The organism is Microbacterium sp. PAMC21962, assembly GCF_019443465.1.
Taxonomy (GTDB): domain Bacteria; phylum Actinomycetota; class Actinomycetes; order Actinomycetales; family Microbacteriaceae; genus Microbacterium; species Microbacterium hominis.
This window is the reverse complement of record NZ_CP080381.1, coordinates 2,121,106-2,144,772: the sequence shown is the minus strand read 5'-3', so window position 1 is coordinate 2,144,772 and position 23,667 is coordinate 2,121,106. Positions and strand designations below refer to the sequence as shown.

General features: G+C 71.6%; 24 protein-coding genes and 1 pseudogene. 21 read left to right on the top strand and 4 right to left on the bottom strand.

Annotation, left to right across the window (positions count from 1 at the left end):
- Positions 1 to 98: 98 nt before the first annotated feature.
- The 6 genes from KY498_RS10285 to KY498_RS10260 all read left to right on the top strand — a co-directional run bounded on the left by KY498_RS10285 (position 99) and on the right by KY498_RS10260 (position 4,458).
- The gene (locus tag KY498_RS10285) at positions 99 to 848 is read left to right on the top strand and encodes a hypothetical protein (RefSeq protein ID WP_060959676.1); all 750 of its coding nucleotides are present in this window, start codon (positions 99 to 101) and stop codon (positions 846 to 848) included.
- A complete protein-coding gene (locus tag KY498_RS10280) occupies positions 845 to 1,240 on the top strand; it encodes a hypothetical protein (protein ID WP_060959675.1) in 396 nt (131 codons plus the stop codon). Before KY498_RS10285 ends, KY498_RS10280 begins: the two co-directional genes overlap by 4 nt.
- Before the next feature lie 53 nt (positions 1,241 to 1,293).
- Complete coding sequence (locus KY498_RS10275) at positions 1,294 to 1,746, top strand: MarR family winged helix-turn-helix transcriptional regulator (RefSeq protein WP_061782214.1); 453 nt, start codon at positions 1,294 to 1,296, stop codon at positions 1,744 to 1,746.
- Positions 1,747 to 1,782: 36 nt separating this feature from the next.
- Entirely contained in the window at positions 1,783 to 2,205 is a 423-nt protein-coding gene (locus KY498_RS10270; RefSeq protein WP_060959673.1) for an organic hydroperoxide resistance protein, read from the top strand.
- 217 nt (positions 2,206 to 2,422) lie between these two features.
- On the top strand, positions 2,423 to 3,571 hold the full coding sequence (menC, locus tag KY498_RS10265; protein WP_061782215.1) for an o-succinylbenzoate synthase: 1,149 nt from the start codon (positions 2,423 to 2,425) through the stop codon (positions 3,569 to 3,571).
- The gene (locus tag KY498_RS10260) at positions 3,568 to 4,458 is read left to right on the top strand and encodes a hypothetical protein (protein ID WP_191009442.1); all 891 of its coding nucleotides are present in this window, start codon (positions 3,568 to 3,570) and stop codon (positions 4,456 to 4,458) included. Before menC ends, KY498_RS10260 begins: the two co-directional genes overlap by 4 nt.
- Positions 4,459 to 4,491: 33 nt before the next feature.
- Here the strand turns inward: KY498_RS10260 and KY498_RS10255 are convergent, their stop codons facing one another.
- Positions 4,492 to 5,856, bottom strand: a complete 1,365-nt coding sequence (locus KY498_RS10255) for a flotillin family protein (RefSeq protein ID WP_101305398.1) — start codon at positions 5,854 to 5,856, stop codon at positions 4,492 to 4,494.
- Between the two features lie 164 nt (positions 5,857 to 6,020).
- Here KY498_RS10255 and KY498_RS10250 point away from each other — a divergent pair, with 164 nt between their 5' ends.
- The 7 genes and pseudogenes from KY498_RS10250 to KY498_RS10225 all read left to right on the top strand — a co-directional run bounded on the left by KY498_RS10250 (position 6,021) and on the right by KY498_RS10225 (position 11,769).
- The gene (locus tag KY498_RS10250; RefSeq protein WP_223848805.1) at positions 6,021 to 6,383 is read left to right on the top strand and encodes a DUF4870 domain-containing protein; all 363 of its coding nucleotides are present in this window, start codon (positions 6,021 to 6,023) and stop codon (positions 6,381 to 6,383) included.
- A 144-nt stretch (positions 6,384 to 6,527) separates the two neighbouring features.
- The gene (locus tag KY498_RS10245; RefSeq protein WP_191009443.1) at positions 6,528 to 6,932 is read left to right on the top strand and encodes a hypothetical protein; all 405 of its coding nucleotides are present in this window, start codon (positions 6,528 to 6,530) and stop codon (positions 6,930 to 6,932) included.
- Between the two features lie 276 nt (positions 6,933 to 7,208).
- Positions 7,209 to 7,640 (top strand): annotated as a pseudogene (locus KY498_RS16640) (hypothetical protein); the annotation flags it as partial.
- Positions 7,631 to 7,750: a hypothetical protein gene (locus KY498_RS16635; protein WP_223849013.1), complete on the top strand. Its 120-nt coding sequence runs from the start codon at positions 7,631 to 7,633 to the stop codon at positions 7,748 to 7,750. The pseudogene KY498_RS16640 and the gene KY498_RS16635, both read left to right, overlap by 10 nt.
- A gap of 211 nt (positions 7,751 to 7,961) precedes the next feature.
- Entirely contained in the window at positions 7,962 to 9,371 is a 1,410-nt protein-coding gene (locus tag KY498_RS10235; RefSeq protein WP_375140958.1) for a sugar porter family MFS transporter, read from the top strand.
- A gap of 224 nt (positions 9,372 to 9,595) precedes the next feature.
- Positions 9,596 to 10,984 carry a glycine--tRNA ligase gene (locus tag KY498_RS10230; protein WP_101305402.1) on the top strand — a complete coding sequence of 463 codons (1,389 nt, stop codon included), beginning with the start codon at positions 9,596 to 9,598 and terminating at the stop codon, positions 10,982 to 10,984.
- Positions 10,985 to 11,043: 59 nt separating this feature from the next.
- Positions 11,044 to 11,769 (top strand): GNAT family N-acetyltransferase, encoded by a 726-nt coding sequence (locus KY498_RS10225; protein ID WP_060959664.1) that lies wholly within the window; start codon positions 11,044 to 11,046, stop codon positions 11,767 to 11,769.
- Positions 11,770 to 11,908: 139 nt separating this feature from the next.
- Here the strand turns inward: KY498_RS10225 and KY498_RS10220 are convergent, their stop codons facing one another.
- On the bottom strand, positions 11,909 to 12,475 hold the full coding sequence (locus KY498_RS10220) for an HhH-GPD-type base excision DNA repair protein (RefSeq protein ID WP_191009445.1): 567 nt from the start codon (positions 12,473 to 12,475) through the stop codon (positions 11,909 to 11,911).
- A 102-nt stretch (positions 12,476 to 12,577) separates the two neighbouring features.
- Between KY498_RS10220 and KY498_RS10215 the strand changes: the two genes are divergently transcribed.
- Positions 12,578 to 13,609, top strand: coding sequence for an ATP-binding cassette domain-containing protein (locus KY498_RS10215; RefSeq protein ID WP_198553666.1), 1,032 nt, complete (start codon positions 12,578 to 12,580; stop codon positions 13,607 to 13,609).
- Positions 13,606 to 14,445: an ABC transporter permease gene (locus KY498_RS10210; RefSeq protein WP_219879370.1), complete on the top strand. Its 840-nt coding sequence runs from the start codon at positions 13,606 to 13,608 to the stop codon at positions 14,443 to 14,445. The genes KY498_RS10215 and KY498_RS10210 overlap by 4 nt, the downstream gene beginning before the upstream one ends.
- A 12-nt stretch (positions 14,446 to 14,457) precedes the next feature.
- On the opposite strand, the gene KY498_RS10205 is transcribed toward KY498_RS10210, so the two are convergent.
- Positions 14,458 to 17,328, bottom strand: coding sequence for an AAA family ATPase (locus KY498_RS10205; protein WP_191009447.1), 2,871 nt, complete (start codon positions 17,326 to 17,328; stop codon positions 14,458 to 14,460).
- 138 nt (positions 17,329 to 17,466) lie between these two features.
- Here KY498_RS10205 and KY498_RS10200 point away from each other — a divergent pair, with 138 nt between their 5' ends.
- From KY498_RS10200 to KY498_RS10175, 6 genes are all read left to right on the top strand, one after another.
- A complete protein-coding gene (locus KY498_RS10200) occupies positions 17,467 to 18,870 on the top strand; it encodes an HNH endonuclease signature motif containing protein (protein ID WP_191009448.1) in 1,404 nt (467 codons plus the stop codon).
- A 64-nt stretch (positions 18,871 to 18,934) separates the two neighbouring features.
- Positions 18,935 to 20,386, top strand: coding sequence for an NAD(P)/FAD-dependent oxidoreductase (locus tag KY498_RS10195; RefSeq protein ID WP_191009449.1), 1,452 nt, complete (start codon positions 18,935 to 18,937; stop codon positions 20,384 to 20,386).
- Positions 20,387 to 20,494: 108 nt separating this feature from the next.
- Positions 20,495 to 20,890, top strand: coding sequence for a hypothetical protein (locus tag KY498_RS10190; RefSeq protein WP_060959272.1), 396 nt, complete (start codon positions 20,495 to 20,497; stop codon positions 20,888 to 20,890).
- Between the two features lies 1 nt (position 20,891).
- Complete coding sequence (locus KY498_RS10185; RefSeq protein WP_060959273.1) at positions 20,892 to 21,302, top strand: phage holin family protein; 411 nt, start codon at positions 20,892 to 20,894, stop codon at positions 21,300 to 21,302.
- Positions 21,292 to 21,564 (top strand): hypothetical protein, encoded by a 273-nt coding sequence (locus tag KY498_RS10180; protein ID WP_101305407.1) that lies wholly within the window; start codon positions 21,292 to 21,294, stop codon positions 21,562 to 21,564. Before KY498_RS10185 ends, KY498_RS10180 begins: the two co-directional genes overlap by 11 nt.
- 232 nt (positions 21,565 to 21,796) lie before the next feature.
- Positions 21,797 to 22,591, top strand: a complete 795-nt coding sequence (locus KY498_RS10175; RefSeq protein ID WP_060959275.1) for a uroporphyrinogen-III synthase — start codon at positions 21,797 to 21,799, stop codon at positions 22,589 to 22,591.
- A gap of 33 nt (positions 22,592 to 22,624) precedes the next feature.
- On the opposite strand, the gene KY498_RS10170 is transcribed toward KY498_RS10175, so the two are convergent.
- Positions 22,625 to 23,596, bottom strand: a complete 972-nt coding sequence (locus KY498_RS10170) for an acetylxylan esterase (protein ID WP_191009450.1) — start codon at positions 23,594 to 23,596, stop codon at positions 22,625 to 22,627.
- Positions 23,597 to 23,667: the final 71 nt, after the last annotated feature.

The following is a 23,667-nucleotide window of genomic DNA, read 5'->3' as shown; positions in this document are numbered from 1 at the left end:
CGCCAGCCGTCTGCGCGCGGAGTCGTCGGTAGCCATCGTTTCAGGCTATCGTCCGGTCGGCGCGGTGGCTCCGTCGGGGTCCGGCGTAGGGTGACGGCATGGCGGACCTCGACAGCCGGACCCCCGACGGGTTCCGCATCCGACCCCTGCAGACCATGGCCCAGATCACGGCGGCGTCCGCCGTGCTCAGCGAGGTGTGGGGCGGCGATCGCACGGGCATGCCCGCGAACCTCCTGAGGGCGCTCGCGCACGTGGGCAACTACGCCGTCGGGCTGTATGCCGCCCCGACGGAGGGCGATCCCGCGGCGGAGCGCATGATCGGCGCGTCGGTCGGGTTCTTCGCCGCTCCCGACGACCGGTCGCTGCACTCGCACATCACCGGCATCGTCGGCGGGTATCGGGGGCGGGGACTCGGGCGCCTGCTCAAGCAGCATCAGCGGGAGTGGGCGCTCGGGCGCGACGTGCACCACATCACCTGGACCTTCGATCCGCTCGTCGCCCGCAACGCGTCGTTCAACCTGCGCGTTCTCGGCGCGCGCGTGGGCGCGTACTTCGTGGACCACTACGGCGCCATGGACGACGGGGTGAACCGCGGCGACGAGACCGACCGCATCTTCGCCGTCTGGGATCTGGATGCGCCCGCCGCCCCGCCGCGCGAGCAGGACATCGTCACCACCGTGGAGGTGCCCGCCGACATCGAACGGCTGCGACGCGAGGCGCCCGGTGAGGCGCTGGACTGGCGGTACCGCGTGCGGGAGGCGTTCCTCGGGCTCACCGAGGACGGCTTCAGGGTCGCCGGATTCGACGACCGCGGCTACCTCTTCGTCCGCGAGGGGGTGACGGCGTGAGCGTCGGCGGGGTCGTTCCGGAGGATTGGACGGCGCACCGCCGGGAGGACGGCGAACGTCTCGGCTGGATACGGCCGGACGGCGACGCCTGGACGGCGATCGACGTGCTGGGGCGCGTGGTCGCGGCATCCGTCGACTGGCTGGATGCCGAGGACGCGCTCGAGCGGCGGGGCCTCGCGTTCCTGGCCGAGCCGTGGATGCTCGAGCGCGGTGAGGGGCAGCCGGTGCGCGTCCGGCTCGTCGAGGTGACGCCGGCGCGGATCGTCGTCAAGGTCGACGACTACGGCGACATGAGCCGGCCGCACGAGGGGATCGTCCTGCCGTGGCCGCTGCCGCCGCAGCTGCGGCCGCCGCGGGAGGGTGATCCGGACGGGTTCACGCTGTCGCGCTGACACGCCTCCCGCGACAAATTGTGCACAACTGAATTGTGTGCAATGCTTTCCTCATGTCCGCTCCCGCCACGCTCGACGAGTTCGTCTGCTTCGCGATGTACACCGCCTCGCACGCCACGACGCAGGCCTATCGCGAAGTGCTGAAGCCGTGGAAGCTCACGTATCCGCAGTACCTGGCGCTGATCGTGCTGGCCGCGGGCGAGCGCACCGTGAGCGGACTCGGCGACGAACTCGGCCTCGACTCCGGGACGCTCTCGCCGCTGCTGCGGCGCCTGGAGGACCGCGGTCTGGTCCTGCGTCGCCGTGACGCGGCCGACGAACGCGTCGTGCGCGTCGCGCTGACCGCCGCCGGGCGCGAGGTCCACGCCGACGTCGTGGCGGCTGCCGGCTGCCTCGTGCCCGCGTTCGTCGACAGCGGCCGCGGCCTCGGCGAGCTGCTCGAACAGCTCGCCGCCATCACCGCCAACATGCGCGCGCTCGCCGCCGACCTGCGCACCGCCGCCTGAGCGGCGCGCCCTCCCACCTCCACGAAAGGAACCACCATGGACACCCTCTACACCGCAGAAGCCCTCGCCACCGGCGGCGGCCGCAACGGACACGTCCGCACCACCGACGGCATCCTCGACTTCGACGTGCGCGTCCCCAAGGAGATGGGCGGCGCCGGTGAGGCCCCGAACCCGGAGCTCCTGTTCGCCGCCGGGTACGCGGCCTGCTTCCACAGCGCCCTGCAGAGCGTCGCTCGCGCCCAGAAGGTGAGCATCGAGGGCTCCAGCGTGGGCTCGCGCGTCGGCATCGGCCCCAACGGCCAGGGTGGATTCCAGCTGGCCGTCGCGCTCGAGGTCAACATCCCCGACGTCGACCTCGCCGTCGCGCAGCAGCTCGCCGACGCCGCCCACCAGGTGTGCCCGTACTCGAACGCCACGCGCGGCAACATCGAGGTCGCGGTCACCGTCGTCGACGACTGATTTCGCGAACCCGCGTCATAAGCCACGGCATCCGCCCTCTCTTGAGTGAAGACCTCGAGAGGACGGATGCCGTGCGCACTTTCATCACCGCCATCACCGGGGCCCTGCTGCCCCGGGCGCCGCGCCGCAGCACCTACATCGCGCCGCGCTTCGCCGTGCTGCGCGCCCACCGCTGAGCACGAGCCCGCCGCACCCGCGCGCGGCGTAGCCTGAGCGCATGCCGATCGCCCGCCCCGCCGCACCCGTGCGCCTCGACGCCGTCGAGCTGCGCGTCGTGCACCTGCCGCTGGTCTCGCCCTTCACGACGTCGTTCGGCACCGAGACCGTGCGGGAGGCGATCGTCGTGCGCGCCCGCACGGCCGGCGGCGACGGGTGGGGCGAGATCGTCACCCAGCAGGCGCCGCTGTACTCCAGCGAGTACACGCAGGGCGCGTGGGACGTGGCTCAGCGCTTCCTCGTGCCGGCGCTGCTGGATGCCGGGTCCTCCGCCTCCGGCGGCCTTTCGCCCGAGGACGTGTCGGCCGTGCTGGAGCCCTTCGTGGGCCACCGCATGGTGAAGGCCGGCCTGGAGCTCGCCGTCCTGGATGCGGCCCTCCGCGCCGAGGGGCGCCCGCTGGGCGAGTACCTCGGCGCCACGGTCGACCGCGTGCCGAGCGGGGTGTCGGTCGGCATCCAGCGCGACCCGGCCGCGCTCGTCGATGTCGTGGCCGGCTACCTCGACGAGGGCTACGTACGGATCAAGATCAAGATCAAGCCCGGCCGCGACGTCGCCGACACCGCCGCCGTGCGGGACGCCTTCGGCGCCATCGCGCTGCAGGTGGATGCGAACTCGGCCTACACGCTCGCCGATGCCGACACCCTCGCCGAGCTCGACCGGTTCGACCTGCTGCTGATCGAACAGCCGCTGCAGGAGGACGACATCGTCGACCACGCCGCGCTGGCGGCACGGCTGCGCACGCCCCTCTGCCTGGACGAGTCGATCGTGTCGGCCAAGGCCGCGCGCGACGCGCTCGCCCTGCGCGCCGCCGCCATCATCAACATCAAGGCCGGACGCGTCGGCGGCTATCTCGAAGCGGTCCGCGTCCACGACCTGTGTCGAGAGGCGGGCGTCCCGGTGTGGTGCGGCGGCATGCTCGAGACCGGCATCGGCCGTGCGGCGAACGCGGCCCTCGCGGCGCTGCCCGGTTTCACCCTGCCGGGCGACGTCTCGGCATCCTCCCGCTTCTACGCGCGCGACATCGTGCGCGACCCGATCGTGCTGGAAGACGGGTACGTGCGCGTGCCGACCGCGCCGGGCATCGGCGTGGAGATCGATCCCGTCGCCCTCGACGATGCGACGGTCGCGCGGGTGGAACTGCGGCGGTGAACCGCGTGCGGCACCGGTCGGCCGTCGCCGCGGCCGTGATCGCGACGGCGCTGCTCGCGGGGTGCGCCGTCGACGCGGCGCCGGTCGTCAGCCCGGGGCCGCCACCGGCGGGGGTCGCGGTGGTCGTCACCCAGCAGCGGTCCGATGTCGCCGACCGGCAGGCCGAGGTGCGGATCGAGAACCACGGCGACGTCGCGATCGAGGTGGGTGCGGTCCGACTCGACGATCCCCGGTTCGCGGCGCCCGCCACGCGCATCGTCGACAGGGTCTCTCCGTTGGGTCCGGGGTCGACGGTCGACGTCCGCGTGCAGTTGCCGGGCGCGGTGTGCGACGCCCCGCAGGATGCCGCGAGCACCGTGACGTTCGACTACGTGATCGACGGACGGGCGGGCCGGGCGAGCGCGCCGGCGCCGGAGCTGTTCCCGTTCCTCGCCGCGCTCCACCGGCGCGACTGCGTCGAGCAGCACGTGCGCCAGGTCGCCGACGTCGACCTCACCGCGTTCGCCCCGTCGGCCCCGGGAGCGCCCGCGACGCTGTCGGTGTCGATCGTCCCGCGCGGCGGCACCGCCGACGTCGAGCTCACCGGCATCCGCGAGACGAACCTGCTGACGTTTCCCGCCGCCACGGGAGGCGTGTACGCGCTGGACATCGATCTCGCCGACGGCCACCCTGACCCGACGACCATCGCGCTGCCGCTCGTGCCGGCGCGCTGCGACCCCCACGCCGTGCAGGAGGACAAGCGCGGCACCGTCTTCGTCGTCGACGTCGTGGTCGACGGCGAACCCGGCCAGTTCGCCCTCGCCGCCGGCCCTGCCCTCAAGGGGGAGCTGCTGGCGTGGGTCACCGCCTGGTGCGGAGAAGGCGACGGCGACGGCGCCGGTCACTGAACGACCGGCGCCCGCGCCTCGCTTCATCTCCGATCAGGGGGTGGGGACCTCGGCGGATGCCGCGGCATCCGTGCGCGATGCCTGCTCCTCGCGCAGGCCCTGGGCCATCCCCCGACCCGTCGCCTGCCCCTGGATCACCTGACGCAGGTCGATGCCGGTGGCCGCCTGGATCGCGTCGAAGCTCGCCCGCATGCTCGAGGCCGACTCCGCCGCCATGTGGCTGGAGGCGCCCTCGCCGCCGAGCACCGTGATCGAGCCGACCTTGTCGAAGCCGCGCGCGAACTCGGTCATCATCGGCACGAGCGCCTCGAGGGCGCGCTGTGCGAGCAACGCCTCCTGGTTCTTCGAGAGGGCTTCGGCCTCCGCCTCGATCGCGGACGCCCGCGCCTCGCCGACGAGGCGCACCGCGTCGGCCTCGGCCTGAGCGCGCAGGCGCGTGGCCTCCGCCTCCTGCGCCGCGATCTGCGCCCGCGCCTCGGCGGCCTTCACTTCGCCGTACGCCGCGGCATCCGCGGCGCGCTGGCGCTGGTAGAGGTCTGCATCGGCGACCTTCTTGATGTCGGCGTCGAGCTGCGCCTGCTTGTTCTCGGCACCCTGCAGCAGCACCGCCTGCTCGCGCTCGGCCCGGGCGAGGGCCTCGGCCTGCTCGGCCTCGGCGCGAGCCCGACCGACCTCGGCGGCCGCCGCGGCGGAGTTCTTGTCGAACGCGGTCTGCTCGACGAGGTTGGCCTCGTCGGTCGCGATCTGGCGGGCGCGCACCTCCCGCGCGGCGTTGATGCGGGCGACCTCGGCCTCGCGGCGGACGCGCTCGACCTCGGTGGCACCGAGGGCGTCGATGTAGCCGTTCTTGTCGGTGACGCCCTGGATCTGGAACGAGTCGAGGATGAGCCCCTGGGCGAGCAGGTCGCTCTTGATGCCCTCGGCGATCTGATCGGAGAGCTTCTGGCGGTCCTTCATGAGCTGCTCGACCGTGAGGGTCGCGACGACGCCGCGCAGCGCGCCCTCCAACTGCTCGGTGGTGAACTGCTCGATCGCGCCGTCCTGCGAGAGGAAGCGTTCGGCCGCACGGCGGACGAACTCGGGATCCGAACCGATCTTCACCAGCGCGACGCCCGAGACGTTGACGGTCACGCCGTTGGAGGCCTGCGCCGTCGGCTCCATCTTGATCTGACGTGCGCGCAGCGAGATCATCTCGGCGCGCTGCGTCAGCGGGTTGACGAGGGCGCCGCCCCCGGTGATCACCGAGATGCGCGACGACTCGCCGCTGGCGTTCTTCTGGTTCTTGCCGACGATGACCAGGGCCTGGTCGGCCTTGGCGACCTTGTACCAGGCGCGGACCATGATGAGCAAGAAGATGAGGAGGACGATCGCGGCGACCACGGCGATGCCGACGATCACGAGCGTTCCCCCAGCGGCAAGAATCTCCACGTTACGAACCCACTTTCCTTTGCGTTGCCGATGTCCTTCGACCGTATCGAACGATGCCCCCGGATGCCGAGGAACGCCCAGATCTCGGGATAACCCCCTCGGACCCGGCGTGTCCAGACCTCTACGCTGGTCGCATGACCACTCCGCCGTATCCGCAGCCCGGCCCGCAGCCGATGAACCCGTCCGACGAGAAGATGTGGGCGACCCTCGTGCACGTCGGCGGGGCCCTCTTCGGATTCCTTCCGGCGCTCATCGGCTACCTCGTGCTGAAAGACCGCGGCCCGTTCGTGCGCGCGCACACCGCGACCGCGCTCAACTTCCAGCTCACCCTGCTCATCGCCGAGGTCGTCGGCTACGTGCTGATGATCGTGCTGATCGGCTTCCTCGTCGTCCCCCTCGTCTACGTCGTGCGCATCGTCTTCTCGATCATCGCCGCCGTGAAGGCGAACAAGGGCGAGTGGTACACCTACCCGGTGGCCATCTCCTTCGTGAGCTGATCGCCGCAGAGTGCGACCAGCTCGTCGCCCCACGTCGCTCTGATTCAGCGAAAGCCGATCGTCGGCGTCTCGGACTCGATCAACCGCGTTGACAGGAGAGTCGGCTCGCGCTGTAATGCAGGAACCACCATCGACGGAGGATCAATGTCGACCAGCGAAGGCAAGCTCCGTAGCAGCTTCACAATTATGCCGGTCTGGGCCAACATTCTCTCGGGGCTGATCCTCGCGGCGGGACTCCTCGCGTTCACATTCACCCCGCAGCCGACGTGGCCCACTATTCCTCTCGTACTGACCGTTGTCGCCATCACCATTGTCACTCGATTCGCCTCGCGCAGAAGTCCCGTCACGATGACGCGTCAGCAGCGCACTGCCCTGATGATTTACGCGTCAGTCGCGGCGATCGTCACCCTCGGTGCGTTCGCCGTTGCTGCGATAGTGGTACGCGGGAGTGCGAACGAGGGGTGGATGGCGTGGGGGCTCGCGTTGGTGGTCTTCCTCGTGGTCGCTGGGACGAGCCTTGTGGCGCGGCCGCGGCCGACTTCGCGGTGAGAGTCACGGAGGACCTACCGGGACGTCGGCTGCGTCGGCTCTAGACCGCGTAGCAGGGCTTCAAGCTGAGCCCCGCTACCAATCCTGAAACAGCCCACTGCGTCCATCCGCTCGAAGGCCAGAGGATGAAGATCGCCGTGCTGGCGATGCCCAGCAGGCAACCGCCGGGGTCGACGTTGCTCGCCAGCGCTTGACCGCCGTAGGCGAGCTTCGGTGGCAGGCTCGCTGCTCGAATTCTGAAGCTCCATTGCGTTCATTCCCTTTCGATGGTGAACCATGACACCTCTCTACTCGGGGCATTTGCTCGGGCGGAACAGGAATGCGCTCTCTGGGCGCGGACGCGTGCAGGGCTGCTCGAATTTGAGACAGAGGCCTGCCTCTCAGGTGCGGTCAAGGGTTGGGCTGGCAAGGTCGATATATGTACGGCGATGCGCAGTGCGGGAGGGGGAGGGATTGATGCGACCGACGCTTGGAGAGATTCGATTCCAAGCGTGGTGCATCATCCTGACCGAGCACAAAGACCCCGACTTGAATGCCTCTCGAATTGCAGACCGATTGTGGGTTTCGAGGCGGCAGCTCGACCGTGCATTCGAAGGAGGCGCCTCCGTGAGCCGCGTACTGGCCGCGTACCGCGTCAGCACTGCGATGCGCCTTATGACGTCAGCCGCCGTGCGGGATCTCGGTGAACTCGCCGGACTATCCGGCTTCGCCAACCGGAACACTCTCCGTGTGCAGTTCGTTCGGGTGGTCGGTATTCAGCCTTCGCGAGCAGCGGTGCTGCTTCCTCAGGTGCGGGCCGTGGCGCCGACTCTGGTTGACGTTGTCCCACTCGTCGCGTTGAGGAACTACGAGCGAGTCCGCGCCGCAGCACGGTGAGCAGTGTCTCGCGATACCTGTCATCCCGTGCGGGGTGACCGCAGAGGATCCCGCGGGGTGCCGACGGAGCGGAGGACCGCCCGCACCCCTCGGCGCGGAGCTATCGTTTTCCGAGTGACCACGACCGACTCCCTCCCCGCCGGAACGTTCTCGATGAGGAGCCCCTACGGGCGACGGGCCGCCGCGCTGTCGGTCGCCGCCGCGGTCGGCGGGTTCCTCTTCGGCTTCGACTCCTCCGTCATCAACGGCGCCGTCTCCTCCATCGAGTCCACGTACACGAAGGACGCGCTCCTCACCGGATTCGTCGTCGCCGTCGCCCTTCTCGGCTGTGCGCTGGGAGCGGTCATCGCCGGCGCGCTGTCCGACCGCTGGGGGCGCCTTCGGGTCATGCTGCTCGGCTCGGCGATGTTCCTCGCCAGCTCGATCGGGTCGGCCTTGACCTTCAGCGTCCCCGATCTCATCGTCTGGCGCGTGCTCGGCGGCATCGGGATCGGCATCGCCTCGGTCGTCGCCCCCGCCTACATCGCGGAGGTCGCGCCGCGCCAGGTGCGCGGCAGCCTCGCCTCGCTGCAGCAGCTCGCGATCACGCTCGGAATCTTCACCGCCCTGCTGAGCAACGCGGTGCTGGCCGGCGCCGCCGGCAGCGCCGACAACGTGCTCTGGTGGGGGCTGGAGGCCTGGCGCTGGATGTTCCTCATCGGCGTCATCCCGGCCGCGGTCTACGGCATCCTCTCCCTGACGATGCCGGAGTCTCCGCGTTTCCTGCTCGCCAAGGGGCGCAACGACGAGGCACGGGCGATCTTCGAGCGTCTCGTCCCGGCGGCCGACCTCGACAAGACGATGAACGAGCTGATCAGCGGCATCGAGGACGATCGCAAGAACCGGACCGCCTCCCTCCGGGGTTCGGCACTCGGCCTTCAGCCCGTCGTGTGGATCGGCATCATCCTGTCGGCGTTCCAGCAGCTGGTCGGCATCAACGTGATCTTCTACTACTCGACGACGCTCTGGCGGGCCGTCGGCTTCGATGAGAGCAACTCGCTGCTAATCAGCGTGTTCACGTCCGTGACCAATGTGCTCGTCACGCTGATCGCGATCTTCCTGGTCGACCGCATCGGCCGCAAGCCCATCCTGATGACCGGCTCGCTCCTGATGGCGCTCTCCCTGGGCACGATGGCGCTCGCCTTCGCGTTCGCCCAGACGGTGGACGGCGAGGTCACGCTGCCCGGGGCGTGGGGGCCGATCGCCCTGGTGGCGGCGAACCTGTTCGTCGTCGGATTCGGCGCCTCCTGGGGCCCGATCGTGTGGGTGCTGCTCGGCGAGATCTTCCCCAGCCGCATCCGCGGGAAGGCGCTCGGCGTCGCGGCCGGGGCGCAGTGGATCGCCAACTTCCTCGTCTCGTGGACGTTCCCGCAGCTCGCGGCGTTCTCGCTCCCGTTCACGTACGGCATGTACGCGGTCTTCGCGGCGCTGTCCTTCGTCTTCGTCCTCTGGAAGATCCCGGAGACGAAGGGCATGGCCCTCGAGCAGAGCGAGACGCTCTTCGTCCGCAAGCCGAAGCGGTAGCGACCGAACCAACAGAATCGGAAGTTGTGAACGGATGCGGATGCCGCCGCGCGCGGCATCCGCATCCGTCGGCGAGATCCGAATCCATGACGGTGCCGCGCCCGCAGCCGTCTGGACGGGTGGGCCGGGAAGCCGCTGCGGCGGAAGACTAGACTCGACGGATGCCGGAGCTCTCGGCATCCACACCCTTTTCGCATTCGCGACACGACCATTTGGAGCCACCTGTGGCCGAGCAGTCCCGCCTCGACAAAGTCATCGCCCTCGCCCGTCATCGCGGTTTCGTCTTCCAGGCCGGCGAGATCTACGGCGGATCGCGGTCGGCGTGGGACTACGGCCCCCTCGGCACGGAGCTCAAGGAGAACATCCGCCGTCAGTGGTGGCAGACGTTCGTGCGCGGCCGCGCCGACATGGTCGGGCTCGACTCGAGCATCATCCTCCCCAAGCGCGTCTGGGAGGCCTCCGGCCACGTCGCCACGTTCACCGACCCGCTGGTCGAGTGCCTCCACTGCCACAAGCGCTTCCGCGCCGACAACCTCATCGAGGACTTCGAGGCGCGCAAGGGCCGCCCCGCCGAGAACGGTCTCGCCGACATCCCCTGCCCCAACTGCGGCACCAAGGGCCAGTACACCGAGCCGAAGGCGTTCTCCGGCCTCGTCAAGACCTACCTGGGTGTCGTCGACGACGAGTCGGGCCTGTACTTCCTGCGTCCCGAGACGGCGCAGGGCATCTTCGTCAACTTCTCGAACGTGCTGACGGCGTCGCGTCGCAAGCCGCCGTTCGGCGTGGGCCAGGTCGGCAAGGCCTTCCGCAACGAGATCACCCCCGGCAACTTCATCTTCCGCACGCGCGAGTTCGAGCAGATGGAGATCGAGTACTTCACGCCGCCCGCCGAGGCGCACCAGTGGTTCGAGCACTGGGTGGAGGCGTGCTGGAACTGGTTCGTCGACCTCGGTGTCGACCCCGCCAACATGAAGCGGTTCGACGTGCCCGAGGAGGACCGCGCGCACTACTCCGCCGGCACCATCGACGTCGAGTACCGCTTCGGGTTCCCGGGCAAGGAGTGGGGCGAGCTCATGGGTGTCGCCAACCGCACCGACTACGACCTCAAGAGCCACTCCGAGGCGTCCGGCCAGTCGCTCACCTTCTTCGACCAGGCCTCGGGTGAGAAGTACACGCCCTACGTCATCGAGCCCTCGTTCGGTCTCACCCGCGCGATGATGGCGTTCTTGGTCGACGCGTACCGCGAGGAGGAGGTGCCCAACGCCAAGGGCGGCACCGACACCCGCACGGTGCTCGCGCTCGACCCGCGCCTGGCTCCCGTGAAGGTCGCCGTGCTGCCCCTCTCGCGCAACGAGCGTCTCTCGCCGCTGGCGCGCCAGGTGGCCGACGACCTGCGCGCGCAGGGCTGGAACGTCGACTTCGACGACGCCGGGGCCATCGGTCGGCGCTACCGCCGGCAGGACGAGATCGGCACGCCGTTCTGCGTGACGGTCGACTTCGACTCGCTCGACGACCAGGCCGTCACCGTGCGCGATCGCGACACCATGGCGCAGGAGCGCATCGCCCTCGACGCGCTCGTGGGCTACCTCGGCGAGCGCCTGCGCGGCGCCTGAGCCGCGGCATCCACTGATCGCCGCCGCGACGGTCGCCGTCGAACGGCTACCGTGGAGGCATGGCATCCGGCGCATCCGAGTCCACGCTCAGCATCCGCGATCTCGACACGCTCGACGAGATCTTCGCCGCGCATCGCATCCTCGTCGAGATCTGGGGTGGGCGCGATCCGCTGCCGGCGCCGCTCATGCGGGCGCTGCAGTACTCGGGCAACTACGTGGTGGGTCTCTACGACGGTGATCGCATCGTCGGGGCATCCGTCGCGTTCTTCTCGCCGCCCGAGCAGCACGCGATGCACTCGCACGTGACCGGCGTGCTGCCGGAGTACCAGCGCCGCGGGTTCGGACGCCTCCTCAAGCAGCAGCAGCGCCAGTGGGCCATCGCCCGCGACATCGGCACCGTCACCTGGACGTTCGACCCGCTCGTGCGCCGCAACGCCCACTTCAACGCCAAGACGATCGGCGTGCGGTTCGTGCAGTACCTCGTCGACCAGTACGGCTCGGCCTACGACGGCGCCGAGCTCGACCAGCGCGGCCAGGGCGTCGACAGCGACCGCCTGCTGGTGGCGTGGGCGCTCGCCTCCGCTCCAGTGCGCGAGCCGGATGCCGCGGACGTCGTGGCGACGGTGCAGATCCCCGATGACATCGAGGCGCTGCGGCGCACCGACCCGACCGAGGCGGCCGCGTGGCGACTGCGCGTGCGCGACGAGATGCTCGGCCACTACAGCCGCGGCCTCGTCATCGGCGGTTTCGACGACGAGCGCGGGTATCTGTTCGTGCAGGGCTGAGCCGGTGCGCTGGGGGCGTTTCGACTCGCTGCGCTCGCTCAACGGCCGGGGGTCCGTCAGGGCTGACGTCGGGGGTCGGGGCGTTTCGACTCGCTGCGCTCGCTCAACGGCCGGGGTTCTTCCTCCCGGCCGCGACGCCTCAGCGCTTCGCCGCGGCCTTCGCCGCCTTCTTGAACTCGCGGACCTTGGCGAGCGAGTCGGGCGAGACGATGTCCGCGACCGACCGGTACGACCCCTCCTCGCCGTAGGCTCCGGCCGCCTCGCGCCATCCGGCGCCCGTGAAGCCGTACTGCTTGCCGAGCAGGGCGAGGAAGATCTTGGCCTTCTGCTCGCCGAAGCCCGGCAGCGCCTTCAGCCGCTTCAGCACGGTGGGGCCGTCGGGGTCGCCCTCGGTCCACAGCGCCGCGGCATCCCCGCCCCAGTCCTGCTCGAGGGTGCGGCAGAGGGTCTGCACCCGACCCGCCATCGACCCGGGGTAGCGGTGCACCGCCGGCGACTGCTGGAAGGCGGCGACGAGCGCGTCGGGGTCGTAGCCGGCGATGGTGGCGGCATCCACGGCACCGATGCGCTCCTCGATCTTCAACGGGCCGCTGAACGCCGTCTCCATCGCCACCTGCTGGTCGAGCAGCATGCCGATCAGCAGCGCGAGCGGGTTGTCGGTGAGCAGGGTGTCGGCGGCCGGGTCGTCGGTGATGTGCAGGCTCATACATCGAGTGTGTCACCCGCAGACGCACCGTGACAGCGCCGTGACAGCGGCATCCTGCTCGTGACAGCGGGGCGGCAGCGCCTCCGGCGCACAGTGGATGACATGACCACTTCCTCCACTTCCACACCCACCCTCGCGGTGCGCGCCGAAGGCCTCGTGAAGGTCTTCGGCGACAACCGGGCCGTGGACGGCGTCGACCTGACGGTCGAGGCCGGCACGGTCTACGGTGTGCTCGGCCCCAACGGCGCCGGCAAGACCACCACCATCAACATGCTCGCCACGCTCCTGCGTCCCGACGGCGGCCGCGCCGAGATCTTCGGCCACGACGTGATGCGCGAGCCGAACGTCGTGCGCCAGCTCATCGGCGTCACCGGCCAGTTCGCGTCGGTCGACGAGACCCTGTCGGCGACCGAGAACCTCATGATCTTCGGCCGGCTGCTGGGCCTGTCCCGCGCCGAGGCGAAGAGCAAGGCCGCCGACCTGCTCGAGCGCTTCGCCCTGACGGATGCCGCGCGCCGGCCGCTCAAGAAGTTCTCCGGCGGCATGCGGCGCCGGCTCGACCTCGCGGCATCCCTCCTGGCGCAGCCGCCGCTCATCTTCCTCGACGAGCCGACGACGGGCCTCGACCCGCGCACGCGCGGACAGATGTGGGACACCATCCGCGAGCTCGTCGCGACGGGATCCACCGTCGTGCTCACGACGCAGTACCTCGACGAGGCCGACCAGCTGGCCGACCGGATCGCCGTGATCGATCACGGCCGGGTCGTGGCCGAGGGCACCGCCGACGACCTCAAGGCGTCGGTCGGCACCTCCTCGCTGATCCTGCGGCTCGCCGACGCCGCCGACACCGACGACGCCCTCCGCGCGATCGCGCAGGTGCTCGGCGTGCGCGGCGCGCTGTCGCCGGAGGCCGCGCGCATCACGGCGCCGATGGCCGACCCCGACCGGGTCGCCGACCTGCTCATCACCCTGCGCGAGGCCGGCATCCACCTCACCGAGATGAGCGTGCAGAAGCCGACGCTCGACGAGGTGTTCCTCACCATCACCGGCCGACCGGCGGATGCCGCGGCCACCGACCCCGCGTCCGCCGACGCCCCCACCGCCAACGCCGCCACCACGGAGGTCCGCGCATGACCACCATCAGCCCGACCCCGATCGCCCTGACCCCCATCACCCCGGCATCCGAGCGTCGCCTGTCGAACCGCACGAGCCTGCGCCAGACGGTCGAGAACACCCTGACCATGGCCTACCGCGGTCTCGTGAAGATCCGCCGCACGCCCGAGCAGCTCGTCGATGTGACGGTGCAGCCGATCATCTTCACGCTGATGTTCGCCTACATCTTCGGCGGGGCGATCGCCGGAAACGTCGAGAGCTACCTGCCGGCGCTGATTCCCGGCATCCTGGTCCAGACCGTCATCACGACCTCCGTCGTCACCGGCACGCAGCTGCGCGAGGACATGGACAAGGGCGTCTTCGACCGGTTCCGGTCGTTGCCGATCGCCCGCATCGCCCCGCTGTCGGGCGCCCTGCTGGCCGACACCCTCCGCTATGCGATCGCAACCACGATCACCTTCGTCGTGGGCTTCCTCATGGGCTACCGTCCGGCCGGAGGCCTCGGGGCCGTGGTCGCGGCGGGACTGCTGGTGATCGCCTGCTCGTGGGCGATCAGCTGGATCTTCGCCTTCTTCGGGGTCGTCGCCCGCACCGCCTCCAGCGTGCAGGGCATCTCGATGCTGATCCTGTTCCCGCTGACGTTCCTGTCGAACGCCTACGTGCCGATCGACTCGCTGCCCGCGCCGCTGGCCTGGTTCGCGAGCATCAACCCGATCTCGCACCTGGTCACGGCGGTGCGCGACCTGGCCAACGCGGGCACCGTCGGGACGGACTTCTGGACCTCGCTGGTGGGGGCTGCGGTCATCGTCGCGGTGTTCGCGCCCCTCACGGTGCGCGCCTACATGCGCAAGGCCTGACCGACCGCGGGGTCAGTCGAGGAAGGCGGCGAGGGCATCCACGTCCTCGCCGCCGTCCTCTGCGTCGCGCAGCGGCAGTGCCGGATCGGGATCGCCCAGCACGGCGCGCAGCCGCGCGAAGGCGGGGTCGGTGACGTCGGCGCCGCCGCGCAGACGCACGGATGCCGCGAACGCCCGCCGCGCGGCATCCGTGCGGCCGACCGCGGCGAGCCACGCCGCCGTCGCGAGCACCACGTCGGCGGCGATCGGCTGATCGTCGGCGGCGAAGGCGACCGGCAGGGTCTCGCGCAAGGCGTCGCGCGCCTCGTCCGTCCGTCCGAGCAGCAGCAGCCCCTGGGCGCGGCGGGCACCCGCCCAGGCCTGCAGCTGCGGCTGCGGGTCGCCGATCGCGGCGGCGGGGATGGCCTCCAGATGGCGAAGCGTCGCCTCCGCATCCTCGGCGGCGATCGCGAGCGAGGCGGCCGTCGAGTGGTACTGGAACAGCGCACGACTGGATCCGTCGAGCTCGGCGAGGCGTCGCACCTCCTCCAGGCGCTGCTGGGCCTCGTCGAAGCGTCCGAGCCGCGCCAGGATGCCGAGGGTGAGCGAACTCTGCTGGATGACGTCCCAGATCGAGGTGAGGCCCGCCAACCCCTCCGCCGCCGCGTCCGACACCGCGAGCGCCTCGTCGAGGCGGCCCTGCAGCACGAGCCACTCGGAGCGCAGCTGGCTCGCCAGCGCGAGGCCCCACGGATCCTGCAGGTCTTCGAACATCCGCAGGGCCCGGGCGCTCGCCGTCTCGAGGGTCGCGATGTCGCCGCTGTTCTGCGCGGATGCCGCGTCGAGCACGGCCAGGAAGGCGTGCGTCCAGGGCGGCGCATCGGCGGCGGCCTCGTCGTGGGCCGAGAAGTTCCACGACCGGATGCGGCGGCCTCCGCTCTCGATGAGCGAGCGCGACGCCGCCCGCAGGAGGGCGGCGACGGCGAGGGACAGCTCGGAGGGGTGCCGGGCGGCGCCCGTCGAGATCTCGGCGGCGCGGCGGGCGAAGCGGTCCACCTCGGCGGGAGGGAGCGGATCGGCGGAGGCCGCCACCGTGAAGGAGGGGATCATGAGCAGCAGTGCGTCGAGCACGACGGCCGCTTCGCTCTCGGGGACGCCGTCGGTGTGCGCGACCCGCTCGATCGCGCCGCGCAGCTCGCCGAATCGCTCACGCATGAAGAACGGCCACACGGTCGCGCGCACGAGCGACCGGCCGAGGTCGCCGAGGTCGGGGTCGGTCTGGGTGAGCCGGATCGCGGCGGACAGCGACTCGTCGTTCTCGTCGAACCAGGCGAGCCCGTCGCGCACCCCGGGCCCGCGCAGCTGCTGCTCGTGCTGGCCGCCGAGCGCCGCGAGCACGCGCGCGGCGGCGATCTGCGCCTCGCGCTCGCGGCCCTCCGCGCGCAGACGCTCGCGGCCGTACTCGCGAACGGTCTCCAGCAGGCGGAACCGCCCGTGCGTGCGCGTCAGCAGGGAGCGGTCCACGAGGGCGTCGAACGCCTCGGGTCGCGTTCCGAACGCGGCGGCGACGGCGGCGGCATCCCGCACGCCGACACCGTCCGCGAAGACGGATGCCGCCGTCAGCGCCGTCCGCTCGTCCGTGGGCAGCGGCTCCCAGCTCCAGTCGATCAGGGCGCGCAGGGTCTGGTGCCGCGGATCGGCGACGCGGGGCCCCGAGCCCAGGAGAGCGAACCGGTCGTCGAGGCCGGAGTCGATCTCCGCGAGGGTGAGCGTGCGGGCCTTCGCCGCCGCCAGCTCGAGCGCGAGCGGGAGCCCGTCGAGCCGATGGACGATGCGCGCGGTGGTCTCCGCGTCGGCGGCGTCGGGCGGCGTGCCGCGCGCGGCACGCACGCGCCGCTCGAAGAGCTCGACGGCGTCGGTGTCGGGCAGCGGTCCCAGCGCGACGAACGCCTCGCCGGGCACGCCCAGGGGCTCGCGGCTCGTCGCGAGGATCCGCGCCGCGGGCAGGGCGGCCAGCAGATCCCGCGCGACGGCCGCCGCGGCCGCGCTGACGTGCTCGCAGTTGTCGAGCACCACGAGCACGTCGCGGCCGCGCAGGGCCTCGACGACGCGGTCGCGGTCGCTCTCCTCGCGACGCGGCGGGGTCTCGCCGAGCCGGATGCCGCGGCCGGCGGACGCCGCGATGGCCGCCCAGATCTCGGCCGCCGCGGCCGGGGCGAGCTCGACGAAGAGCGTGTCGGGCGTTCGGCGCGCCGTCTCCAGGGCGAGCGTGGTCTTGCCGGCGCCGCCGGGGCCGATGACGGTGACGAGCCGCTCCGCGCGCAGCTGCGCCGCGATGGTCGTCAGCTCGTCGCCGCGGCCGATGAGCGGCGTCAGCGCCGCCGGCAGGGCGGGCGCACGGGAGGCGGCGGGGGCGTCCGGTGCGGCCGGTGCGGCGGCGTCCGCGGCGACGAGGCGCTCCGCGTGGGCGCGGTCTTCGAGGAGGTCGCGCAGGGCCCAGTCGAACCCGTCCGGCACCCACGGATCGCCCACCCAGAGGGCGATCGCTCGGCGTGCGAGCGCGGCCGCCGCGGCGGGGTCGCCCGCGGCCCGGGCCTCCGACACGAGATCCTGGAAGCGTGTGAGATCGATCTCGTCTCGGCCGATCGTGAGACGGTAGCCGCCCGACACCGACGCGATCGTCGCGGCCCCGAGGGCGCGGCGCAGCCTCGAGACGAGGGACTGCAGCGCGGCGCGCGGGTCGTCGGGCGCATCCAACGACCAGAGGTCGTCGGCCAGCGCCCGCACCGACACGACGGCGCCCGCGTCGACGGCGAGACGGAAGAGAAGTGCCTCCTGCCCGCGTCCGCGCGCCGGCAGGGGGCCGGCATCCCACGCCGGACCGCCGAAGTAGGTGAGCCGCACGGCTCCACTCTAGGTCCGCGCTCCCGCGTTCCTGCGTGCGGCATTCGAAGATTTGTTCTATACTGGGATGAAGAAGCCCCGCGCGTGCCCCCTTCGTGATGCGGGTCGTGTTTTCCGGCGTGTGCCGGTGGGGGAGTCATGCGCGCTGTGGTGGAGGCGCCGGGATCGCCGGGATCGGTGTGGCCGGCGTTGGACGTGCTGGTGTCCGGCGTCGTCGATGCGCGCCGTCGTGCGGCGCGGGCGCAGGCGGCGGAGGCGCGGCTGTGCGCGGCGGCGGTCGATGTTGTCGCGGATCGGGTGGCGCTGCTGCGTCAGGAGGCGCTGCAGCAGGGACGGTCGGTGCGGTCGGGTGAGGCTGATCTGCCGTTGCGGGAAGTCGCGTTGGAGCTCGCGATGGCGCTGCGGGTGTCGGATCGGGGTGTGCAGCGACGGATGTCGGAGGCGTACCTGCTGCGGGAGCAGTTCCCGACCACGCTGGAGATCTGGGGGCAGGGGCGGATCGATGCCGGTCACGCGTGGGCGATCGGTCGCACGGGCGGGCTGCTGCGCACCGAGGCCGACCGCGCCCGATTCGAGGCCCTCGCTCTGGATGTCGCGCAGTCGGAGTCCCCGGCCCGGATGGCGGCGGCCGCGAAGGCGATCGCGGCGACGATCGATCCCGCCGCGTTCACCGAGGCCACCCGCCGCGCGTACGACTCCCGGTCGGTGCGTCTGTTCCCCCTCGACGACGGGATGGCGCGGTTGATCGCGGATCTTCCCGCCCCGCTCGCCCAGGCGATCCACGACAGCCTCACGACCCGTGCCCGCGGCATCCTCGACCAGCCGGCTGACGGTGATCCCGACGGCGACGGTGGTCACGACGATGCTGATGGCGGCGATGTAGGCGGCGGCGATGCGGGTGGTGAGTGTCTGCGGACCGGTCCCACCGGCGGGACGGATGCTCGCACGCTCGATCAGGTCCGCGCGGACGTGTTCAGTGACCTGCTCCTCACGAGCACCCCGTCCACGACCGCGACCGGCGCCGGCCTCGACGCCATCACCGCACGGATCCAGGTCACCGTGCCCGCGCTGACCCTCGCCGGCGACCCCGACGGAGGCCCGGCGATCCTGACCGGGTACGGCCCCATCGACCCGACGATGGCCCGCCGGCTGGCGGGGCTCGCACCCGGCTGGGATCGCGTGTTCACCGACCCGACCACCGGCATCCCCGTCGCCGTCGACCGGTACCGGCCGTCCGCGGAGCTGCGTCGCTACCTGGCTGCGAGGGATGAGCGCTGCCGCACCCCCGGCTGCACCCGCCCCGCCCACCGCTGCGACCGCGACCACACCACCGCAGCCGCAGACGGCGGCCCCACAGCACCCGACAACCTCGCCCACCTGTGCCGCCGCCACCACGCCGTGAAGCACCACACCGCCTGGCAGGTCCTACACCTCGGCCACGGCACCCTCCAATGGACATCACCCACCGGACGCCACTACCACGACCACCCACCCGGACGCGTCCGATTCGTGCCGCACACCGACGACCCACCACCGTTCTGAGCACCACGCACGGGTCACGTCGTGCGCGGGCGCCCCGGCGCAGACGGGATGGGAGGATGGGGACGTGTCCGAGCGCGCCGAACCCACCCTCGCCGACCGTGCCCGCGCCACCCGCGTGGTCGTCGTCGGTGGGGGGATCGCCGGCCTGACGGCCGCGTGGGAGTGCGCGCGCATCGGGATGCCGGTCGTCCTCCTCGAAGCCGGCACCCGCGTGGGTGGAGCCATCGAGACCGCGACGCTCGACGGGATCGACATCGACCTGGCCGCCGAGGTGTTCTCGCTCTCCGCCCCCGCCCTCGCCGACCTGATCGACCAGCTCGAGCTGCGCGCCGACGTCGAGCCCGCGGCCGACGAGAGCGTCGCCGTCGCCGTCGCGGCCGGTGACGGTCTGCACGTCGTGCCGCTGCCCGCCAACCGCGCCGGCATCCCCGCCAACGTGTGGGCGCCGGCTGTGCGCCGCCTCGTGGGAAGCGCGGGCGTCTGGCGCGCCTACCTGGACCGCCTGCGGCCTCCGCTGACGATCGGCCGCGAGCGTCGCCTGGGCGCCCTCGTGCGCACACGGATGGGAGCGCGCATCCGCGACCGGCTCGTGGCCCCCCTCACGATCGGCACCTGGGGAGTCGACCCCGACGAGATCGACGTCGACCTCGCGGTGCCCGGCCTCAGCGCAGCGCTGACGCGGGCGGGTTCGCTCGGCGGCGCCGTCGACCAACTTCTCCCGGCACGGTCGGAGGACGGCACCGAGCCGCCCCGGGCCCGCAGGGCCACCCTGCGCGGCGGCATGGGCCGCCTCGTCCAGGCGCTCGCCGAGCGTCTGCTCACCCTCGACGCCGACATCCGCGTCGGGCACGCGGTCACCGCGCTCTCCCGCACCGAGACGGGCTGGCTCGTCCACGTCGACGGCGCCGGGGACGCCGTCGATCGGGGCGACGACGGCGTCCCTCAGCCGCTGCCCGCCGACATCGTCGTCCTCGCGGCCGGTGCGCCCGCCGCGTCGACCCTGCTCGCCCCGCTCGGCGTCACGCTCGACGCCCCCGCCCGCCCCGCCCGCGAGGTCGTCACCCTCGTGATGGATGCCGGCACCAGCGCCGCCGGCCCGGCGACCGTGTACCCGGTACCGGGCGCGATGGCCGCGGCGTCCGTCATCGACGCCGGCGCCGCCTGGCCGAGCGTGCGTGCCGCGTCCGGCCCCACGCGGCGCGTCTTCCGCGTCACCGTCGATCCCGACCAGGGCGGCGATGACCCCTTGGCTCTCGCGGCGCGCGACGTCACGCAGCTGTGGCCGGGCATCGGCGCGATCCGGGCGAGTGCGCAGCGCACCGCGTTCCTCGCACCGCCGTCGTCGACGCTCGGCCACGCCGAGCGTGCGGCCGCCCTGCGCGCCCGCATCGCGCCGCTCGGGCGCATCGTCGCGGTCGGGGAGGACCTGGCCGGAGGCGGCATCTCGAGCGTCGTCGCCGACACGATCGACGAGGTCGAGCGCGTCCGCCACGATGTTCTGTGGGGCCGGCCCTAGCACAGCGCGCCCCCGCGGGACAGCCCCGCACCGATCGGATGCCGGAATCGGAATATGGGGCTACCCTGGAGGAACGAAGCACCACGGGCTCGAACACGAGGAGACGCCATGAGGGGCAAGATCGGGATCGTCGTGGGACTCGCCGCAGGCTACGTACTCGGCTCCCGCGCCGGGCGTGAGCGCTACGAGCAGATCAAGGCGGCGTCCCTCAAGCTCTGGAACACCCCGCCGGTGCAGAAGCAGGTCGTCAAGGCGAAGGAGCTCGGAAAGAGCGCCGCCCTCGCCCTGCCGAGCGCGTTGTGGGACGGGGCCGTCAAGGTCACCCGCGCGGCCGGCAAGGGCTCGACCCCCGGACAGAAGCTCGATTCCGCGCTGAAGGCGGGGCGCGCGTCGGCCGACGACGTCGCCCGCGGGGCGGAGAAGACGGCGGCCGAGGTCAAGAAGGCAGCCGACAAGGCCGTCGCCGACGCGAAGAGCGAGGCCAAGAAGGTGGCGGGCGACTGAGATGGCCGCATCCCGAGGGTTCCGCGATCGCTCCGACGACAGCCTGCTGACACTCGTCGGCGAGGTCCCCGAGCTCGTCCGCAACCTCGTCGTCGCCGAGGTCGACTCGGCGAAGAACTGGGCGAAGAAGGCGGGCAAGGATGCCGGCATGGGCGGCGTCTGGTTCATCGTCGCGCTCTTCTTCCTCTTCTGGTCGCTGCCGGCACTGGCCGCGTTCGCCATCATCGGGCTGTCGTCGTGGATGCCCGCGTGGCTCGCGAGCCTCATCGTCGTGGTGATCGCCCTCGTGGGAGCGGCCGTGTTCGCCTGGCTCGGACTCCTGCGGTTCAAGCATCTGAGCCGCTCGACCAACCCCGTCGACGCCGTGAAGGTCGACGCGCGCATCGTGAAGGACGTGGCCGATGAGTTCTGACCAGCCCATTCCGCGCACCGCGGTCGCCCTCGGGATCACCGACCCGGTGGAGAGCGCCCGCGCCGAGCTCAAGGCCGCTCTCGCCGCGATCGAAGAGAAGGCGAACGTCCCGAAGCGGGTCGCGAACGCCGCCGACCGCGCGGTCGGCGACGCCCGCCGGTTCGCCCGCCGCAAGCCCGCTCCGGCGACCGCCGCCGTGCTGGGAGCCGCCGCGCTGGTGGGGCTCACGGTGTGGGGCATCGTCCGCGCCTACACCCGCTGACCCCGCGCGACGCCCGCACGCGCGCGATATTGCGTGTCGGCGAGGCGCTGTCAACCCGTGTCCGCGCGTCCCGCGCCCCGGGGTATGCTCGTGTCTCAGGCAGCGGCAATGGTGCGCAAGCTGCCGGCAACGACGACCCGAGCCGCGCAGCCTTGGCGTTCGCGCGTGCACGCCCCGTCGTTGCCGGACGCGCGAAACCGTGTGTCCCGACTGAGCATCACGAGAGTCGAGCATGATCCCTGACCCGCACGCCGCCAAGCCCCTCAAGGGGTGGCGAGTGCTCGTGCCCCGCGGTGGACCGTGGGGCGACTCCGTGGCCGCGACGTTGCGTTCCCAGGGTGCCGTGCCGGTGATCGCCCCCCTCATCAACTTCGCCCCGTCGACCGACCAGGCCACCCTCGAGACGGCCCTCGCCGACCTCGCCGCCGGCGCGTTCGACTGGGTCACCCTCACGAGCGCGACGACGGTCGACGTCCTGTACGCGTACCGCGCCGTCATCCCGGCGACCACGCGCGTGGCCGCGGTCGGCGAGACCACGGCGGCCGCACTCAGCGCGGTCGGGTACCGCGTCGACCTGGTGCCCGACGACGACAACTCCGCCGCCGGGATGGCCGGTCAGCTCATCGATCTCGAGCCCGAGCCGCGGCACATCCTCACCCTGCGCAGCGAGATCGCCAAGCCCGTCTTGACGCGCAGGCTCACCGAGGCCGGTCACGACGTGCGCAGCGTCGTCGCCTACCGCACGGTCGGCGTGCCGGTCACCGAACGCATCGCCCACGACGTCGCGAACGGCCGCATCAACGCGATCCTCGTCAGCAGCGGCTCGGTGGCCGAGCAGGTGCGGCTGCAGTTCCCCGAGATCCCCGACACGACGGTCATCGCCGCGATCGGCCCGCGCACCGCGAAGGATGCCCGCAAGGTCGGGCTCGGCGTCAGCGCCGTCGCTCGCGAGCAGACCGTCGACGGCCTCATCGCGGCCGTCTCCAGCTTCCCCCTGCCGCACGCCAACGACGAGTTCCACCTCTGAGCGGGCGGGCGTGAGGCGCCCGGATGCCGGGCGTCAGCCGAGGAGCCTCGCGAGGAAGAGCGCCTGCTCGTCCCACTGGAACGCCTGTCCGCCCTCGTGCTCGTTGAAGTCGTAGACCCGCATCTGCTTGTCGTCGCGGTCGACGTGGTTGAAGGCCGCGTAGACGGTCGACGGCGGGCAGACGGGATCGAGCAGCCCGACCGAGAACAGCGACGGCGCGCTCACGCGCCGCGCGAAGTTGACGCCGTCGAAGTAGGAGAGGGTCTCGAACACGCCGGCGCTGGCGCCGCGGTGCACCGAGAGGTAGCGCACGACCTCGTGATACGGCTCGCGGTCGGTCATGCCGATCGCGCGCTCGAAGTGGCAGAGGAAGGGCACGTCGGGCATGACGGCGAGGAGGCCGTCGCTCAGGCCCGCGGCGGCGAGCGTGATGCCGCCGCCCTGGCTTCCGCCCGTCACCGCGATGCGGTCGGCATCGACGATCGTCAGCGTGCGCGCGGCATCGATGAGGCGCACGGCGTCGGTGAAGACGCGACGGTAGTAATAGTCGTCGGGTGCCTCGATGCCGCGGGTCATGAACCCGTTCGTCGACGGGCCCGTGCCGTGCGGATCGGGCGTCGCACCGGGGGAGCCCCACGTCGAGCCCTGGCCGCGGGTGTCCATGAACAGGTGCGCGTAGCCGGACGAGGCCCAGCCCAGCCGCTCCGTCGGAAGCCCCCGGCCGCCGCCGTAGCCGTTGAACTCGATGACCGTGGGCAGCGGCCCGGCCTCGCCGCGAGGAACGCGCAGCCAGGCCTTGACCGGCTCGCCTCCGTAACCGGGGAAGGTCACATCGAACACGTCGATGGTCGTCAGCACCGTCCCGACCGGCTCCAGCGTCACCTCGCCGCCCGCGGCCCGGGCGCCGGCGAGCGTCCGCGACCAGAAGTCGTCGAAGTCCGCGGGCTCGCGCACGTCGGGGCGGTAGGTCTCGAGGGCGTCGGGATCGAGGTCGAATCGTGGCATAGCGGGCTCCGTGCTGGCGGTCGGACGGGGCGTCTGCTCCGCCGAATCCTCACGATATCGCCTGGCGAGAC